The sequence below is a fragment of the Rahnella sp. ChDrAdgB13 genome (genome assembly GCF_017655185.1).
Lineage (GTDB): Bacteria > Pseudomonadota > Gammaproteobacteria > Enterobacterales > Enterobacteriaceae > Rahnella > Rahnella contaminans.
Genome location: NZ_JAEMGT010000068.1, coordinates 1 through 15,674 on the forward strand (window position 1 = coordinate 1; position 15,674 = coordinate 15,674).

The 15,674-nt window shown below is 49.7% G+C and carries 16 protein-coding genes and 2 tRNA genes; 5 read left to right on the forward strand and 13 right to left on the reverse strand.

What is annotated here, in order from left to right; translation table 11 throughout:
* From J8X26_RS17545 to rlmE, 7 genes are all read right to left on the reverse strand, one after another.
* A tRNA-Met gene (locus J8X26_RS17545) sits at nt 1–59 on the reverse strand.
* A 67-nt stretch (nt 60–126) separates the two neighbouring features.
* Nucleotides 127–213, reverse strand: a tRNA-Leu gene (locus tag J8X26_RS17550).
* Between the two features lie 83 nt (nt 214–296).
* Nucleotides 297–632: a preprotein translocase subunit SecG gene (gene secG, locus J8X26_RS17555; protein WP_101078321.1), complete on the reverse strand. Its 336-nt coding sequence runs from the start codon at nt 630–632 to the stop codon at nt 297–299.
* A 259-nt stretch (nt 633–891) separates the two neighbouring features.
* Nucleotides 892–2,232, reverse strand: coding sequence for a phosphoglucosamine mutase (gene glmM / locus J8X26_RS17560; protein ID WP_152325287.1), 1,341 nt, complete (start codon nt 2,230–2,232; stop codon nt 892–894).
* 2 nt (nt 2,233–2,234) lie between these two features.
* On the reverse strand, nt 2,235–3,074 hold the full coding sequence (gene folP, locus J8X26_RS17565) for a dihydropteroate synthase (protein ID WP_152325288.1): 840 nt from the start codon (nt 3,072–3,074) through the stop codon (nt 2,235–2,237).
* 123 nt (nt 3,075–3,197) lie between these two features.
* The gene (gene ftsH / locus J8X26_RS17570; protein WP_165059684.1) at nt 3,198–5,141 is read right to left on the reverse strand and encodes an ATP-dependent zinc metalloprotease FtsH; all 1,944 of its coding nucleotides are present in this window, start codon (nt 5,139–5,141) and stop codon (nt 3,198–3,200) included.
* Between the two features lie 56 nt (nt 5,142–5,197).
* Nucleotides 5,198–5,827: a 23S rRNA (uridine(2552)-2'-O)-methyltransferase RlmE gene (gene rlmE, locus J8X26_RS17575; RefSeq protein ID WP_208951512.1), complete on the reverse strand. Its 630-nt coding sequence runs from the start codon at nt 5,825–5,827 to the stop codon at nt 5,198–5,200.
* A gap of 182 nt (nt 5,828–6,009) precedes the next feature.
* Between rlmE and yhbY the strand changes: the two genes are divergently transcribed.
* On the forward strand, nt 6,010–6,306 hold the full coding sequence (yhbY, locus tag J8X26_RS17580) for a ribosome assembly RNA-binding protein YhbY (RefSeq protein ID WP_095923662.1): 297 nt from the start codon (nt 6,010–6,012) through the stop codon (nt 6,304–6,306).
* 181 nt (nt 6,307–6,487) lie between these two features.
* Here the strand turns inward: yhbY and greA are convergent, their stop codons facing one another.
* The gene (gene greA / locus J8X26_RS17585) at nt 6,488–6,964 is read right to left on the reverse strand and encodes a transcription elongation factor GreA (RefSeq protein ID WP_152325291.1); all 477 of its coding nucleotides are present in this window, start codon (nt 6,962–6,964) and stop codon (nt 6,488–6,490) included.
* A gap of 282 nt (nt 6,965–7,246) precedes the next feature.
* On the opposite strand from greA, the gene dacB reads away from it, so the two are divergent.
* From dacB to pmrB, 3 genes are read left to right on the forward strand one after another with little or no spacing between them, the layout of a single operon-like run.
* Nucleotides 7,247–8,680 (forward strand): serine-type D-Ala-D-Ala carboxypeptidase, encoded by a 1,434-nt coding sequence (dacB, locus tag J8X26_RS17590; protein ID WP_152325292.1) that lies wholly within the window; start codon nt 7,247–7,249, stop codon nt 8,678–8,680.
* 20 nt (nt 8,681–8,700) lie between these two features.
* Nucleotides 8,701–9,363: a two-component system response regulator PmrA gene (gene pmrA, locus J8X26_RS17595; RefSeq protein WP_152325293.1), complete on the forward strand. Its 663-nt coding sequence runs from the start codon at nt 8,701–8,703 to the stop codon at nt 9,361–9,363.
* Nucleotides 9,360–10,445 (forward strand): two-component system sensor histidine kinase PmrB, encoded by a 1,086-nt coding sequence (gene pmrB, locus J8X26_RS17600; protein ID WP_208951513.1) that lies wholly within the window; start codon nt 9,360–9,362, stop codon nt 10,443–10,445. Before pmrA ends, pmrB begins: the two co-directional genes overlap by 4 nt.
* A gap of 70 nt (nt 10,446–10,515) precedes the next feature.
* On the opposite strand, the gene cgtA is transcribed toward pmrB, so the two are convergent.
* From cgtA to rplU, 4 genes are all read right to left on the reverse strand, one after another.
* A complete protein-coding gene (gene cgtA, locus J8X26_RS17605) occupies nt 10,516–11,688 on the reverse strand; it encodes an Obg family GTPase CgtA (protein WP_152325295.1) in 1,173 nt (390 codons plus the stop codon).
* Between the two features lie 33 nt (nt 11,689–11,721).
* On the reverse strand, nt 11,722–12,678 hold the full coding sequence (locus J8X26_RS17610) for a DMT family transporter (RefSeq protein WP_208951514.1): 957 nt from the start codon (nt 12,676–12,678) through the stop codon (nt 11,722–11,724).
* A gap of 85 nt (nt 12,679–12,763) precedes the next feature.
* The gene (gene rpmA / locus J8X26_RS17615) at nt 12,764–13,021 is read right to left on the reverse strand and encodes a 50S ribosomal protein L27 (RefSeq protein ID WP_013573805.1); all 258 of its coding nucleotides are present in this window, start codon (nt 13,019–13,021) and stop codon (nt 12,764–12,766) included.
* Nucleotides 13,022–13,039: 18 nt separating this feature from the next.
* Complete coding sequence (rplU, locus tag J8X26_RS17620) at nt 13,040–13,351, reverse strand: 50S ribosomal protein L21 (RefSeq protein WP_013573804.1); 312 nt, start codon at nt 13,349–13,351, stop codon at nt 13,040–13,042.
* A gap of 259 nt (nt 13,352–13,610) precedes the next feature.
* On the opposite strand from rplU, the gene ispB reads away from it, so the two are divergent.
* Nucleotides 13,611–14,582: an octaprenyl diphosphate synthase gene (gene ispB / locus J8X26_RS17625; RefSeq protein ID WP_208951515.1), complete on the forward strand. Its 972-nt coding sequence runs from the start codon at nt 13,611–13,613 to the stop codon at nt 14,580–14,582.
* A gap of 54 nt (nt 14,583–14,636) precedes the next feature.
* On the opposite strand, the gene J8X26_RS17630 is transcribed toward ispB, so the two are convergent.
* A complete protein-coding gene (locus J8X26_RS17630) occupies nt 14,637–14,996 on the reverse strand; it encodes a DNA-binding protein (protein ID WP_152325298.1) in 360 nt (119 codons plus the stop codon).
* Between the last annotated feature and the right edge of the window lie 678 nt (nt 14,997–15,674).

A 15,674-nucleotide genomic window follows, 5' to 3' on the forward strand; every position in this document is an offset into this window, starting at 1 on the left:
GGCCGGATTTGAACCGACGACCTTCGGGTTATGAGCCCGACGAGCTACCAGGCTGCTCCACCCCGCGTCCGAAAACGTGGCAAATACTACGCCGATAACCGCTTAAAAGCAAGTTATCATAAAGATTGGTACCGAGGACGGGACTTGAACCCGTAAGCCCATTCGGGCACTACCACCTCAAGGTAGCGTGTCTACCAATTCCACCACCTCGGCACTCTTTTTTTCACAATCGCTCATACTGTCCAAGCACAAGCCACTGTTTAAAACTCTGCTTCTTTTGATAAGAAGTTTACTGCTTAGTGAGGAACGTCACTGTTAGGCGCTGCTGGAGCGGCCGGTGCAGTTGTCTGCTCAGTTTGTGCTGGCTGACTTAAGTTTTCCCACTCACTACCTTTTTGGCCTTTATTGGTGCTCATGTTCCCAAGAATCAAACTAATGATAAAGAACAGTGCGGCCAAAATGCCTGTCATGCGGGTCATGAAGTTACCGGAACCACTCGAACCGAACAATGTGCCAGAAGCACCTGCTCCGAAAGAGGCTCCCATATCAGCGCCTTTACCCTGTTGCAGCATAACCAGAGCCACAAGGCCGATTGCTACGATAAGGAAAATCACCAGAAGAGCGTCGTACATAGTAGTACCTGTATCCTCGCGGGTTCACCGCATGCCAATTGCTTCTCACCAATTTAGCAGGTCGTTCAAGGACCCACTGAAGCGGGTGTGAATACTAACCAAAGCCGTATTACCGCGCAAGGGCAATTTTCATCAGATTGTTCGTTTGCGGAAAAAATCGTCAAATATCCGTCAAAACAACCAAAGTGATTCATTTTACGCCGCTCCCCGGAAATAAAGCGGCGGCGAAAAAAATGAAAATTCACCGTTTTTTATCGGCTTACGGCTTCACGGCTTTTACGGCATCGGCGATACGGTTCGCCAGTTTTTCGACCAGTGCCGCGTCTTCGCCTTCAACCATCACGCGCAGCAACGGTTCGGTGCCTGATTTGCGTAACAGCACACGGCCGCGACCACCCAGCTCTTTTTCCACTTCAGCAGTCACTTTTTTGACGTCGTCGGATTCCAGCGGATCATGTTCCCCGGCAAAGCGAACATTCACCAAAATCTGCGGCAACAATTTCATGCCGCTGCAAAGATCGTGAAGGCTCATATGGTTGCGAACCATCGCAGTGAGCACTTGCAAACCGGCCACGATGCCATCTCCTGTGGTGGTTTTGTCAAGCAGGATAATGTGACCTGAGTTTTCTGCACCGATACGCCAGCCTTTCTCCTGCATTTTCTCCAGCACGTAGCGGTCGCCGACTTTAGCGCGGGTGAAAGGAATGCCCAGCTGTTTGAGCGCCAGTTCCAGCCCCATATTGCTCATCAGCGTGCCCACGGCGCCGCCTTTCAGCTGCCCCTGGCGCAAACCTTCGCGCGCAATGATATAAAGGATCTGGTCGCCATCGACCTTGTTGCCTTCGTGGTCAACCATGATCAAACGGTCACCGTCGCCATCAAAGGCCAGACCGAGGTCAGCTTTTTCTGCCAGAACGCGTTTTTGCAACTGACGTACATCTGTCGCACCGCATTCTTCATTGATGTTCATGCCGTCAGGCTCGCAGCCGATCGCAATCACTTTAGCACCCAGTTCGCGCAGCACGCTTGGGGCAATGTGATAGGTTGCGCCATTGGCACAGTCGACCACAATTTTGAGGCTATTCAGGCTCAGTTCGCTCGGGAATGTACCTTTGCAAAATTCGATATAACGGCCTGCTGCGTCAACGATCCGGCTGGCTTTGCCCAGTTCGGCAGACTCTACGCAGGTCAGCGGTTTTTCCAGCTCAGCTTCAATAGCCTCTTCAACTTCATCAGGCAGTTTCGTCCCGTCGATGGTGAAAAACTTGATGCCGTTGTCGTAGTAAGGGTTATGCGATGCAGAGATAACAATCCCCGCTTCTGCCCGGAATGTTCTTGTAAGGTAAGCAACCGCTGGCGTTGGCATAGGCCCGGTGAAAGAAGCCGACAGACCGGCCGCAGCCAGCCCGGCTTCCAGTGCAGATTCCAGCATATAACCGGAAATGCGGGTGTCTTTGCCGATAATAACTTTGCGCGAACCGTGTCGTGCCAGCACTTTGCCGGCAGCCCAGCCGAGTTTCAGAACAAAATCAGGTGTAATGGGGCTATCGCCTACTTTTCCGCGGATGCCATCTGTCCCAAAGTATTTACGGTTGCTCATAGTTATTTTTTATTCCTTGCAGAAAGTGTGGCTTCGACGATACGCATCGCTTCAACGGTTTCTTTGACATCATGTACCCGGATTATCTGAGCGCCTTGCATAGCCGCGATGACTGCACAGGCGACACTCCCGGTAACCCGCTTTTCAGGTGACACATGCAGCAGTTGCCCCACCATAGATTTTCGCGACATACCCACCAGAAGCGGCAATCCCAGATGATGGAATTCTGCCAGTCGGGCGAGCATCTGGTAATTGTGTTCCAGATTTTTACCGAAACCGAAGCCGGGGTCGAGTAACAATTTATTTTTAGGAATACCGGCGTTCACACAACGCGAAATTTGCCCGGCAAGATACTGCTCAACTTCGGCAACTACATCTCCGTAATGCGGAGAATGCTGCATTGTTTTCGGGTCTCCTTGCATGTGCATCAGACAAACGGGTAACCCGGTTTCTGCCGCAGCCTGCAATGCTCCCGGCTCCTGAAGCGAACGAATGTCGTTAATCAAATGCATGCCCGCATTCGCGGATTCGCGGATCACTGAAGCCTTCGAGGTATCGACAGAAATCCAGACATCAAAACGCCGGGCTATCGCCTCAACGATCGGTACCACGCGGGCCAGTTCTTCATCTTCGCTCACTTCAGCTGCGCCCGGACGCGTTGATTCGCCCCCGATATCAAGGATTGTCGCGCCAGCATCAACCATCGCCTGAGCGTGTCGAAGCGCAAGATCCAGCGTGTTGTGTCGCCCGCCATCGGAAAAAGAATCCGGGGTAACATTCAGGATCCCCATCACCTGGGGATAAGTGAGATCCAGTATCGACTCTCTGGCTGTGAGGTGCATAAATCATGTCCCTTCTGGTCTTTCGTGAGGCAGTTTCAAATTCCGAGACAAAGAATGCACGCATAAAAAACCCCGGGCAAGCCCGGGGTTGAGTGTTATCTGCGTTATTTTCCAACCAGCTGCTTATTTGCCGCTGAATTGCTCAAACATCGTGTTGCCAGGATTTGGTGTACGAGGTTCGTCAACTGGCGTTGGGGCTTTAGGCGCGCCACCGTCGTTAGAATTGCCGTTACCGTTTTTACCGTTTGCATCGTCCCAGCCTGCTGGCGGGCGAACTTCTGTACGGTTCATCAGGTCGTCAATTTGTGGTGCATCGATGGTTTCATATTTCATCAGGGCATCTTTCATTGAATGAAGGATATCCATGTTTTCCATCAGCAAAGTGCGTGCACGCACATAGTTACGCTCAACCAGTGATTTTACTTCCTGGTCGATGATGCGGGCTGTTTCATCAGACATATGCTTAGCTTTCGCCACTGAACGACCGAGGAAGACTTCGCCTTCTTCTTCTGCATACAGCAACGGACCTAATTTCTCTGAGAAGCCCCATTGCGTCACCATGTTACGGGCAATCGACGTTGCAACTTTAATGTCGTTAGACGCGCCGGTAGACACTTTTTCCACGCCGTAGATGATTTCTTCAGCAAGACGGCCACCGTACAAGGTAGAAATCTGGCTTTCGAGTTTCTGACGGCTGGCGCTGATGGCATCGCCTTCAGGCAGGAAGAAGGTCACACCTAATGCACGTCCGCGAGGAATAATCGTCACTTTATGCACCGGGTCGTGTTCAGGAACCAGACGGCCAATAATGGCGTGGCCTGCTTCATGATACGCGGTCGATTCTTTCTGCGATTCTGTCATCACCATGGAACGGCGTTCTGCACCCATCATGATTTTGTCTTTGGCTTTTTCGAACTCAACCATAGACACCACGCGTTTGTTACCACGTGCGGAAAATAGCGCAGCTTCGTTGACAAGGTTTGCCAGGTCAGCACCGGAGAAACCAGGTGTACCACGGGCAATCACAGAAGCATCAACGTCAGTGGCCAAAGGAACACGACGCATGTGAACTTTCAGAATCTGTTCACGGCCACGAACGTCCGGCAAGCCAACCACAACCTGACGGTCGAAACGGCCTGGACGCAGCAATGCCGGGTCAAGAACGTCCGGACGGTTAGTCGCGGCAATAACGATGATTCCTTCGTTACCTTCGAAGCCATCCATCTCAACCAACATCTGGTTCAGCGTTTGTTCACGTTCATCATGACCACCGCCTAAACCTGCGCCACGCTGACGGCCAACGGCGTCAATTTCATCGATGAAAATGATACATGGAGCGGCTTTCTTCGCCTGTTCGAACATGTCACGCACACGAGATGCACCCACACCCACGAACATTTCAACGAAGTCAGAACCGGAAATAGTAAAGAATGGAACTTTAGCTTCACCTGCAATGGCTTTAGCCAGCAAGGTTTTACCGGTACCCGGAGGACCGACCATCAGAACGCCTTTAGGAATTTTACCGCCCAATTTCTGGAAACGGCTCGGCTCGCGCAGGTAATCTACCAGTTCGCTCACTTCTTCCTTCGCTTCGTCGCAACCTGCAACATCAGCGAATGTGGTTTTGATTTGGTCTTCCGTCAGCATGCGGGCTTTGCTTTTGCCAAAGGACATTGCACCTTTGCCACCGCCACCCTGCATTTGTCGCATAAAGAATATCCAGACGCCAATCAGGAGCAGCATCGGGAACCATGAAATAAAGATAGTTGCGAGGAAGCTCTGCTGTTCAGGCGGTTCGCCAACAACTTTCACGTTTTTGCTCAGCAGCGTATCCAGTAATTTAGGGTCATTTACCGGGATATAGGTTGTGTATTTGCTGCTGTCTTTTTTGGTTACGTCAATCGCACGTCCATTGATACGTACTTCACGAACCTGGTCTTGGGCCACTTCGGTAGTAAAGGTAGTGTAATCCACCTTACTGCCATTCGACTCGCTGGGCCCAAAACTCTGAAATACAGACATCAATACAACCGCGATGACTAACCAGAGGATCAGGTTCTTCGCCATGTCACTCAAGGGATTAACCTCATATTACAACTGTGTTAACAAACAGCGTTAGGGTACTACTCTTTCCGCCCTGTCGCTACGATGTACACTTCTCGCGAACGTGCTCGGGAAGCGTCTGGCTTACGAATCTTCACCTTCGTAAACAGGGAGCGAATTTCCCGCAGGTATTTATCAAAGCCATCTCCCTGAAACACCTTCACCAGGAAACTTCCGCCTGGTGCTAATACATCCCGACACATATCCAGCGCTAACTCAACCAGATACATCGATTTTGGAATATCGACTGCCGGAGTACCGCTCATATTCGGGGCCATATCGGACATGACCACCTGAACTTTGTTTTCTCCCACGCGTTCGAGCAGCGCTTTGAGAACTAATTCATCACGAAAATCCCCCTGAAGGAAATCGACTCCTACAATAGGATCCATAGGTAAAAGGTCCAGAGCAATAATTCGCCCTTTGTTGCCGATTTGGGTCGCCGCAAACTGCGACCAACCGCCCGGTGCGGCACCTAAATCGACGACTGTCATACCCGGTTTAAACAGCTTATCGCCTTGCTGGATTTCATCAAGTTTAAACCAGGCACGGGAACGTAGGCCTTTTTTCTGTGCTTGTAGCACATATTTATCGCTAAAGTGTTCCTGCAACCAGCGACTGGAACTTGCAGAACGCTTCTTATTAGACATTATTTAATAACCATATAGTTTTCCAACCACCCTGAGTTAGAGCTTTTGGAACAAGCTGTTAGCATCATGACGTCTATGGCTAAGTCAGTATAATTCCCTTCCCGGAGCAGTCCGGGTTGGTGATATACATGAGATGGCGGTAGAATGACCCGTTTTCAATCCCAACTTAAGCAAAAAAGACGATGAATCTTAACAATAAACAAAAACAGTACCTGAAAGGTCTGGCACATCCACTAAAACCGGTTGTCATGCTGGGTAACAACGGCCTGACTGAAGGCGTGCTGGCCGAAATTGAACAGGCCCTGCAGCATCACGAGCTGATCAAGGTAAAAGTCGCGGCAGAAGAACGCGAAACGAAGACCTTGATCGTAGACGCAATCGTGCGTGAAACCAAGGCGTGTAATGTGCAAGTCATCGGCAATATGCTGGTACTTTATCGCCCTTCTACCGAAGACCGCAAAATTATCTTACCGCGTTAATCTGTTAAGGTTTAACGAAAAGCGCTTTAGATTTTCGGAAAGGTGCCACGAAATCACGTTCAGGGAAAGGCCTCAGGTGGCCTTTTTACTTTAGTTTTCAATTTACTGTGAAGCAATTCACTGCATGAATGTGAGAATTACAGGGCGAAACAACGTGTTTCGCCCTTTTTAATGCAGATTTTTAGAGATATTCGACCTTCAGTACTTCGAACTCAACATCACCGCCAGGCGTTTTGATAACGACCACATCATCCTGTTCTTTACCGATTAAACCCCGTGCAATCGGTGAGTTCACAGAAATCAGATTCTGCTTAAAATCAGCTTCGTCATCACCCACAATGCGGTAAGACTGTTCTTCTTCTGTGTCCAGATTCAGCACTTTCACTGTTGCACCAAAAATGACACGACCAGTTGCCGGCATTTTAGTGACATCAATAACCTGAGCATTTGAAAGCTTGGCTTCAATTTCCTGGATGCGACCTTCACAAAAACCCTGCTGCTCGCGGGCGGCGTGGTATTCAGCATTTTCTTTCAGGTCGCCATGCTCACGTGCAGTGGCAATATCTGCGATGATTTTCGGACGACGGACACCTTTCAGATGGTCCAGTTCTTCACGTAATCTTTCTGCGCCACGCAACGTCATCGGAATCGGTTTCATATATTATTACCTCTAACTTTGTCCTTTCGGTAAACACCGTCCTGATTGAATCAGGTAAGAAATTAAGCCAGCTCTTCTGACCGACTCTCTCTGGCGAAAAACAAAAAAAACCTCACCCGGGGTTGCCACCAGGCCAGGATTCATTTTGCATTATGATTCGTATTTTAACGTAGAGTTCCTTGAGGATCATTGTTTACTTTCAGCCACGTTGCGCCTTGGTTCGTAGCATCGTAGTATGGCACCACTTTATCCTGCCGTTACCCAGAGCCTTTACTTAAAATAATGCGTTTTTTACGAATTGTCAGTGGATTAGCATGCGCGTTTGTACTGAATACAAATGCGGCCCAGATCGAGAATTACACAGAATATCTGCCGGACGGCACGAATCTGGCTGTGCTGGTACAGAAAATCGGTGCCCCTGCCCCCGTGCTTGATTATCACGGTTCGCAGATGGCTCTGCCTGCCAGTACAATGAAAATTCTCACCGCGTTGGCGGCTCTTTTGCAGCTCGGCCCCGATTTCCGCTTCACTACCACACTCGAAACTCCGGGTTCCGTTTCTGATGGCGTGCTGAAAGGTGATTTGGTTGCTCGTTTTTCCGGCGATCCGACACTGAAACGTCAGAATATTCGGAATATGGTCGCGGTGCTAAAAAAACAGGGCATCAAAGAGATCAGTGGCGATGTGGTTATTAACACATCTGTGTTTGCCAGCCACGATAAAGCGCCCGGCTGGCCCTGGAACGACATCACCCAGTGCTTCAGCGCACCACCCGCGGCGGCAATAGTCGACAGAAACTGTTTCTCCGTGTCCCTCTACAGCGCCCCGAAACCGGACGAAAATGCCTTTATCCGCGTGGCATCTTATTACCCTGTTCATATGTTTAGCGAAGTACGCACTCTGGCAAAAGGCTCGCCAGATGCCCAGTACTGTGAGCTGGACGTAGTGCCGGGTGAGTTTAACCGTTATACCCTGACAGGTTGTCTGACCCAGCGCAGCGAGCCTTTGCCTTTGGCATTCGCCATTCAGGATGGGGCCAGTTATGCGGGCGCAATTCTGAAAGACGAATTGCTGCAAGCGGATATCCAGATTGATGGCACGTTAAAACGCCAGACTCAGCAAACGCCTGCCGGAACTGTGCTCGCTCAAACGCAGTCCGTTCCGTTGCATGATTTACTGCATCAGATGTTGAAAAAATCTGACAACATGATCGCCGATACTGTTTTCCGTACAATCGGTCATCAGCGTTTTGGCGTTCCGGGAACCTGGCGTGCGGGTTCGGATGCAGTTCGTCAGATTCTGCGTCAGAAAGCAGGCGTGGATTTGGGCAACTCAATTCAGGTTGATGGCTCCGGTCTCTCCCGTCATGACTTATTGTCTCCGGCTACCATGATGCAGGTGCTGCAATACATCGCGCAGCACGATAAAGAGTTAGACTTTATTTCTATGCTGCCTTTAGCGGGCCATGACGGAACCTTGCAATATCGCGGCGGTCTTCATGAAGCGGGCGTAGATGGCAAAGTGTCAGCGAAAACCGGTTCACTTGCTGGCGTTTATAATCTGGCGGGCTTTATCACCACGGCCAGCGGACAACGCATGGCATTTGTCCAGTTCCTCTCCGGTTACGCGGTTCCGCCTGAAGACCAGCGCACACGGCGTGCTCCGCTGGTGCGCTTTGAGAGCCGTCTCTACAGGGACATCTACCAAAATAATTAACCACGGAGCCGTGCCAGACGATGAAACTGCTGATAGTTGAAGATGATGAACTTTTACGGCAGGGATTATCTCTGGCACTTACCAGTGATAATTATGTTTGCGACTGCGCTTCTACAGCCGCTGAAGCGCAAAGTCTGATTCAAACCAGCCAGTACAGCCTGGTGATCCTGGATTTAGGATTGCCGGATAAAGATGGCGCAACGCTGTTGCGTCAGTGGCGACGTCAAAATATTTCCCTCCCCGTGCTCATTCTCACTGCCCGCGATGCGCTGGAAGACCGCGTTGATGGCCTCGATGCCGGTGCGGATGATTATCTGATCAAACCTTTTGCTCTGGTGGAATTGCAGGCCCGCGTCCGGGCACTCATTCGTCGTTATCAGGGGCAAAGCGACAATCAGATATCTGTCGGAAACCTGACCATTAACCTTTCGTCTCAGCAGGCCTATCTGGGCGATTCTCCGGTAGAAGTCACACCTAAAGAATTCGCCATTTTATCCCGTCTGATGATGCGAGCCGGGCAGACCGTCAATCGCGAATTGCTTCAGCAAGATCTCTACACCTGGCAGGACGATTTGGGATCCAATACGCTGGAAGTTCATGTGCATAATCTGCGGCGGAAGTTGGGTAAAGAGCTGATTCGCACAGTTCGCGGTATTGGCTATCGGTTGGAAGTTTTACCATGACCAGTATGCGCCGCCGCCTGCTTGTTATGCTGGCCCTGATCCTCTTCGTCACCCAGCTCACCAGCGTTTTCTGGCTCTGGCATGAAAGCCAGGAGCAGATAAACCTGCTGGTGAATGACACGCTTTCCGCAAAAGTCCGCAATGCTCACGTTGAGAAAGAGATTGCGGAAGCTATCGCGTCCCTCATTGCGCCCTCTTTGCTGATGATGACGATTACCCTGGTTTTATCTTTCTGGGCCATCAGTTGGATCATCCGGCCACTTAATCAGTTGCAAAAGCGCCTGGAAATCCGTTCTGCGGATAACCTGACGCCCCTGCCACTCAATACAGAAATCCGTGAAGTGGTGGCGGTGACCAACACACTCAACCAACTATTTTCCCGTCTTTCCAATACCATCCAGCAGGAAAGGCTGTTCACCGCCGATGCTGCACATGAGCTGAGAACTCCGCTGGCCGGCGTCCGACTGCACCTTGAAATCATGCAAAAAAATGGTGTGGATGGCAGCGATACGCTTATAAACCGCATCGATCTGTTAATGCACACCATCGAACAATTGCTGATGCTTTCGCGCGCTGGGCAAAATTTTGCAAAAGGTGAATACCAGCAGGTTGATCTGGTGAGTAACGTCGTCGAACCTCTCCGGGAAGAGCTGAGTGAGATGCTTGCCGATCGTCAGCAGCACCTGATCATACAGATGCCTGCCCGTGCTGAGATTCAGGGTGACGCGGTACTGCTCCGGCTTATGGTGCGAAATCTGGTGGAAAATGCTTACCGGTACGGGCCGGAGAACAGCGAAATTGCCATCGTGATTGAGCCTCAGAACAACGGCTTTCTGGTACAGATTAATGATGAAGGTCCGGGGATCGATGAAGCCAAAGCCAGTGAACTGACGCAAGCCTTCAAACGAGGCGATCAGCGGTATGGCGGCAGTGGATTAGGACTAAATATCGTTATACGCATTGCGAATTTACATGGCGGAACCCTGGCGCTCCGCAATCGCTTGGGGGCAAAAGGGCTCAGCGCCCAATGCTGGTTGCCACATGTGGCAATACAGAATTCGCTTACTCTCCCTTCTCTTTGAAAAAAAATCATTAAAAAAGCTGCCATAACAGGCAGCCTTTTCGCTATACGCACAACGCCAATGCAGGGGATTAACGTTCGTAAATGATTTCGACGCCTTCGTCGTCATCTTCATCCCAGTCATCATCCCAGTCGTCGTCGGCTTCAGATTCCACTTCAGCCAGCTGTTCACGATGATAATCATCCCACATGAACTCAACTTTCTCTGGCACAGCAGCTTCAACGGCCATGTGCTTAGGATTTTCATTGATGAATTTCATCACATCCCAGCACAGTGCGTTAACGCCTTCGCGGTTCGCGGCGGAAATCAGGTAGTAATTACCTTCCCAGCCTAAAGCCTCAGCGATAGTTTTAGCACGTGCTTCTGCTTCCTCTTTTTCGATCAGATCAACTTTGTTGAATACTAACCAACGCGGCTTTTCAGCCAGTTTAGCGTTGTATTGCTTCAGTTCGTTGATAATAACTTTAGCATTTTCGATCGGATCAGATTCGTCGATTGGCGCAATGTCAATCAGGTGCAACAAAACGCGGCAACGCTCAAGGTGCTTCAGGAAGCGGATACCGAGGCCGGCACCTTCTGAAGCGCCTTCGATCAAACCCGGAATGTCGGCAACCACGAAGCTTTGTTCGTGATCCATACGCACAACGCCCAGGCTTGGAACCAAAGTCGTAAACGGATAGTCAGCAACTTTCGGTTTTGCAGCAGACACTGAACGGATAAATGTAGATTTACCCGCGTTCGGAAGACCCAGCATCCCCACGTCGGCTAACAACATCAGCTCGAGCGCGATATCACGCTCCTCACCTTTGGTGCCCATTGTTTTCTGGCGCGGAGAACGGTTCACGGAAGATTTGAAACGGGTATTACCCAAACCGTGGAAACCGCCTTTGGCGACCATGTTGATCTGACCATTCTGAGTCATATCGGCCAGCACTTCACCGGTGCTCTGGTCCAGAACGCGTGTTCCGACAGGCACTTTAATGGTGATATCTTTACCGCGTTTCCCCGTACAGTCGCTGCTTTGACCGTTGGTGCCGCGCTCAGCACGATAAGATTTCACAAAGCGGAAATCGATCAGCGTATTAAGGTTTTCATCAGCAAGCAGGTAAACGTCACCGCCGTCGCCGCCGTCGCCTCCATCAGGGCCGCCACGAGGGATATATTTTTCGCGGCGGAAGCTGACGCATCCGTTACCGCCATCACCGGCCACAACCAGAATCGTGGCTTCATCAACAAACTTCATTTGTACCGTCTCCGTAAATCATTCACCGGGCAGCTAGTGTTTAGCTACCAGGTTTTGCCCTGTCCGACGCGGCCACCAGCGATGGCCAACTGCGGAAAACATTGCCCCCGCCACCACCACAATTGCCCCGATATAACCAACAAAATTGAGCACGGGTGCAGCAAAAAAATCGGGCCAGGCAAGTGCCAGTAAATCTGAAAATAGCAGGGTAAACAGCGGAGTCAGCGTCACAATTGCACTGACCTGGGCCGCCTGCCATCTCGCCATCGCTTCCGCTAAGGCGCCATATCCTACTAAGGTATTCGCGCCGCAAAACAACAGACAGGCAAACTGCCAGCCGCTGAGCTGTGAAAGCACCGCCGGGCTGGCCAGCGGGAGCAATGCGATAGAACATAAAGTGTACAGCAAAAACAGGATCTGCGGTGAGGCGAGTTGACGCAGCAATACTTTCTGTGCCACACCATAAATCACCCAAACCGAGGCTGCCCCGACACCAAAAATCACACCCAAAGTGTAATCTGTCAGCCGGGTAAAAATCTCAATCAGGCTGGTATTAAAGAATAATACCAGCCCGAAAATCAGCATAATGGCGCCAATAACCTGCGTGATCCGCATCTTTTCTTTCAGGATAATCACACTCGCAAACATCATACCGACCGGCGAAAGCTGGCCGATAACCTGCGAGGCTGTCGGGCTTAGGAATTGCAAGGAGGAACTAAAAAGTACGAAGTTCCCCAGCAACCCGCACGTTGCGATCAACACTAAAATCAGCCAGCGTGGGCGGCTAAAAATCGCTCTGGGCGGCAATCTGCGTTTAACTGCCAGAATGCACCCCAGCACAATTGCAGCCAGAAAAAACCGATACCAAACCACAGTAAAAGGATCCATTACCACCAGGACCTGCTTCATGGCGATGGGTAAAGAACCCCAGCTCATAGCAGTAATTAGTGCTAACAGAATACCAACAGATGCCTGTGATTTTATGTCCATATCCCGCCAGAATGGGCTAACCAGAATGTAAAAAGCCCCGCAACGAATTGCGGGGCTTACATCTATTTACTAAGACGCGAAAAACTTATTCAGCTTCGATGCTGATGTACTTACGGTTTTTCGGGCCTTTAACTTCGAACTTGACTTTACCGTCAGCCAAAGCAAACAGAGTGTGGTCCTTGCCGCAACCCACGTTGATACCAGCGTGGAATTTGGTGCCGCGCTGACGAACGATGATGCTGCCTGCCAGTACTGCTTCGCCGCCAAAGCGTTTTACGCCCAGACGTTTAGCTTCTGAATCGCGACCGTTACGTGTGGAGCCGCCAGCCTTTTTGTGTGCCATTGTTCCGCTCTCCTAATCTTAAGCGCTGATGCCGGTGATTTTAACGTCAGTGAACCACTGACGGTGGCCCTGCTGCTTACGATAGTGTTTACGACGACGAAACTTAACGATTTTGACCTTTTCGCCACGACCGTGAGCAACGACTTCAGCTTTGATTACACCGCCAGCAACTAATGGCAGGCCGATGTTAATTTCTTCACCGTTTGCAATCATCAGAACCTGATCGAATTCGATAGCTTCGCCAGTTGCAACGTCCAGCTTCTCGAGACGAATAGTCTGCCCTTCGCTGACACGGTGTTGTTTACCACCACTTTGGAAAACCGCGTACATATAAAACTCCGCTTTCCGCGCACTCAACTTTGTATAGTCCAGAGGGCGCTATAAATATTCACAATAGGGCGCGAATTCTACGCAAAAAATCAGCATAAGACAAGAGCACAATGACGACAAAAGAAGAAAAAAAGCGCAGTTCTTTCGATATCATTTATCTACACTGTTTTTCAAGTACAATCCCCATTACAGTTAGCGCCATGTGCCAATGTGAGCCAGACCTCATTGCGGCGAAGAGAAAAACAGCCGAAAAAACACAATGAACCTAGAACAGATTATCGATCTTACCCAGGATGACATGGCTGCGGTCAACGCATCCATCCTTGAGCAGTTGAATTCAGAGGTTTCTCTCATCAATCAGCTGGGATACTACATCATCAGTGGCGGCGGCAAACGTATCCGTCCGATGATAGCAGTACTGGCAGCCAAAGCACTATCCTACGACGGTGATAAACACATTAAAGTCGCCGCTCTGATTGAGTTCATTCACACCGCGACATTACTGCACGATGACGTAGTTGATGAGTCCGATATGCGCCGTGGAAAAGCCACGGCCAACGCCGCTTTCGGAAACGCCGCCAGCGTGCTGGTCGGTGATTTTATCTACACCCGCGCTTTCCAGATGATGACAGATTTGGAATCACTGCCGGTTCTGGCTCTGATGGCCAAAGCGGTGAATGTGATTGCAGAAGGTGAAGTGCAGCAGCTCATTAACTGCAATGACCCCGACATCACCGAAGAAAGCTACATGCAGGTCATTTATAGCAAAACCGCCCGCCTGTTCGAAGCGGCATCACAATCTTCTGCCATGCTGGCTGGCGGGAACACCGAACAAATCACGGCGTTGCAGGATTATGGTCGCTATTTGGGCACGGCATTCCAGCTGATTGATGATCTGCTCGATTATGACGCCGATGGCGAAACGCTGGGCAAAAATACCGGTGACGACCTCGATGAAGGCAAACCGACTCTGCCTCTGCTGCATGCAATGCAATACGGCGACGCTGAGCAGTCAGCAATGATCCGCAAAGCTATCGAAGAAGGCAACGGACGCCATTTGCTGGAGCCCGTTTTGGCCGCCATGCATCAGTGGGGTTCTCTGGCTTATACTCGTCAGCGTGCTGAAGAAGAAGCTGACAAAGCGATTCAGTCTCTTCAAGTACTGCCTGAATCTGAATATCGCTCCGCGCTTGAAGGTTTGGCGCATCTGGCCGTTAAACGCGATTTCTGATGTTTCATGTTTCCTGACGTGCCTGTCTGCACAGGCGCGTCAGTTCTGGCAAATCTATGAATCGTCAGACTTACGCAGCCTGTTTAGTATTTCCGATACCCCTTCCCTCACGATAAAAGAGATCATCGTTTCGCGCTCAGGCTCCTTGAGTTGCTTATAACTTTCGATCCAGATCGCCAGCGGATCCTGATGTGACGTGTAAACATATTCAGCAGAATGTTCATTCATCGCGAGACTGGCGACGGTATTACCCGGCAGGCTGTCAATGTGATATTCCACTGCACGTCCCTGGACACCACGTCTGCGCCGTTTGATCCAACATAATCTGCGCGCCATGCCGTGCACGCCCTGTGTTGAGGTAGGAAGGCCATCTTTTCCGGTCAGTTCCTTTGCTGCAAACCACTCTTTTTTCATAACGATCCTTGTCTTTCTCATATAATCCAATAAGAAAGGTTGCTGTTATAAATCCATGAGAATTCTGCGGATGCTTTCCCTTTTCGCTGCAAGCCCATTTTAGAGAAGATATTAAAACAGACTATTTAGGAAAACGCCTATTTAACGGAAAGAAGATATTCAATTTTTCGGAATGAGTCTACTGTTGCCGCACAATGTTTCCATGAAATATGTTTATCAACAACAGAATATCTCCCTTGAAAGTCTTTTTTAGAAAGTTATGTAATCAAATTGACAGGCCGCATGCGCAATAAAATAAAAACCCTATAATAAACAAGCAATAATGTCACTTTAACCTTATGTGAAGTGCATATCCTCTTCATCATTCATTAACCCAAATCGTTATTTTCTTCTCTTAAATCATTCAGATCTATAATTGCGTTCAAATTATCAACACTTCAATAACGCGTTCGTATTAAATGAACTCGAAAAATAGGATAAAAAAAGAGTATCAGGCAAAAAAGCAAACTGAATTTACTTGTTTGTTTTAATTCTAATAAGAATGTATTTTCTTAATCCGAGCAGAAAATATTTTTTAGGAAACATTGATAGGATTGAACTGGACGCGACTAAGAGCCTATCCCAATAGGATTTTATTCCAGATAATGATGCCGCAGGTAAAATGCAGCATCGCCTCAT

Bases quoted from the DNA above. Each gene is read 5' to 3' on its own strand.
- secG (WP_101078321.1), bottom strand. From the start codon at position 632: ATGTACGACGCTCTTCTGGTGATTTTCCTTATCGTAGCAATCGGCCTT.
- glmM (WP_152325287.1), bottom strand. From the start codon at position 2,232: ATGAGCAACCGTAAATACTTTGGGACAGATGGCATCCGCGGAAAAGTA.
- folP (WP_152325288.1), bottom strand. From the start codon at position 3,074: ATGCACCTCACAGCCAGAGAGTCGATACTGGATCTCACTTATCCCCAG.
- ftsH (WP_165059684.1), bottom strand. From the start codon at position 5,141: ATGGCGAAGAACCTGATCCTCTGGTTAGTCATCGCGGTTGTATTGATG.
- rlmE (WP_208951512.1), bottom strand. From the start codon at position 5,827: ATGTCTAATAAGAAGCGTTCTGCAAGTTCCAGTCGCTGGTTGCAGGAA.
- yhbY (WP_095923662.1), top strand. From the start codon at position 6,010: ATGAATCTTAACAATAAACAAAAACAGTACCTGAAAGGTCTGGCACAT.
- greA (WP_152325291.1), bottom strand. From the start codon at position 6,964: ATGAAACCGATTCCGATGACGTTGCGTGGCGCAGAAAGATTACGTGAA.
- dacB (WP_152325292.1), top strand. From the start codon at position 7,247: ATGCGTTTTTTACGAATTGTCAGTGGATTAGCATGCGCGTTTGTACTG.
- pmrA (WP_152325293.1), top strand. From the start codon at position 8,701: ATGAAACTGCTGATAGTTGAAGATGATGAACTTTTACGGCAGGGATTA.
- pmrB (WP_208951513.1), top strand. From the start codon at position 9,360: ATGACCAGTATGCGCCGCCGCCTGCTTGTTATGCTGGCCCTGATCCTC.
- cgtA (WP_152325295.1), bottom strand. From the start codon at position 11,688: ATGAAGTTTGTTGATGAAGCCACGATTCTGGTTGTGGCCGGTGATGGC.
- J8X26_RS17610 (WP_208951514.1), bottom strand. From the start codon at position 12,678: ATGGACATAAAATCACAGGCATCTGTTGGTATTCTGTTAGCACTAATT.
- rpmA (WP_013573805.1), bottom strand. From the start codon at position 13,021: ATGGCACACAAAAAGGCTGGCGGCTCCACACGTAACGGTCGCGATTCA.
- rplU (WP_013573804.1), bottom strand. From the start codon at position 13,351: ATGTACGCGGTTTTCCAAAGTGGTGGTAAACAACACCGTGTCAGCGAA.
- ispB (WP_208951515.1), top strand. From the start codon at position 13,611: ATGAACCTAGAACAGATTATCGATCTTACCCAGGATGACATGGCTGCG.
- J8X26_RS17630 (WP_152325298.1), bottom strand. From the start codon at position 14,996: ATGAAAAAAGAGTGGTTTGCAGCAAAGGAACTGACCGGAAAAGATGGC.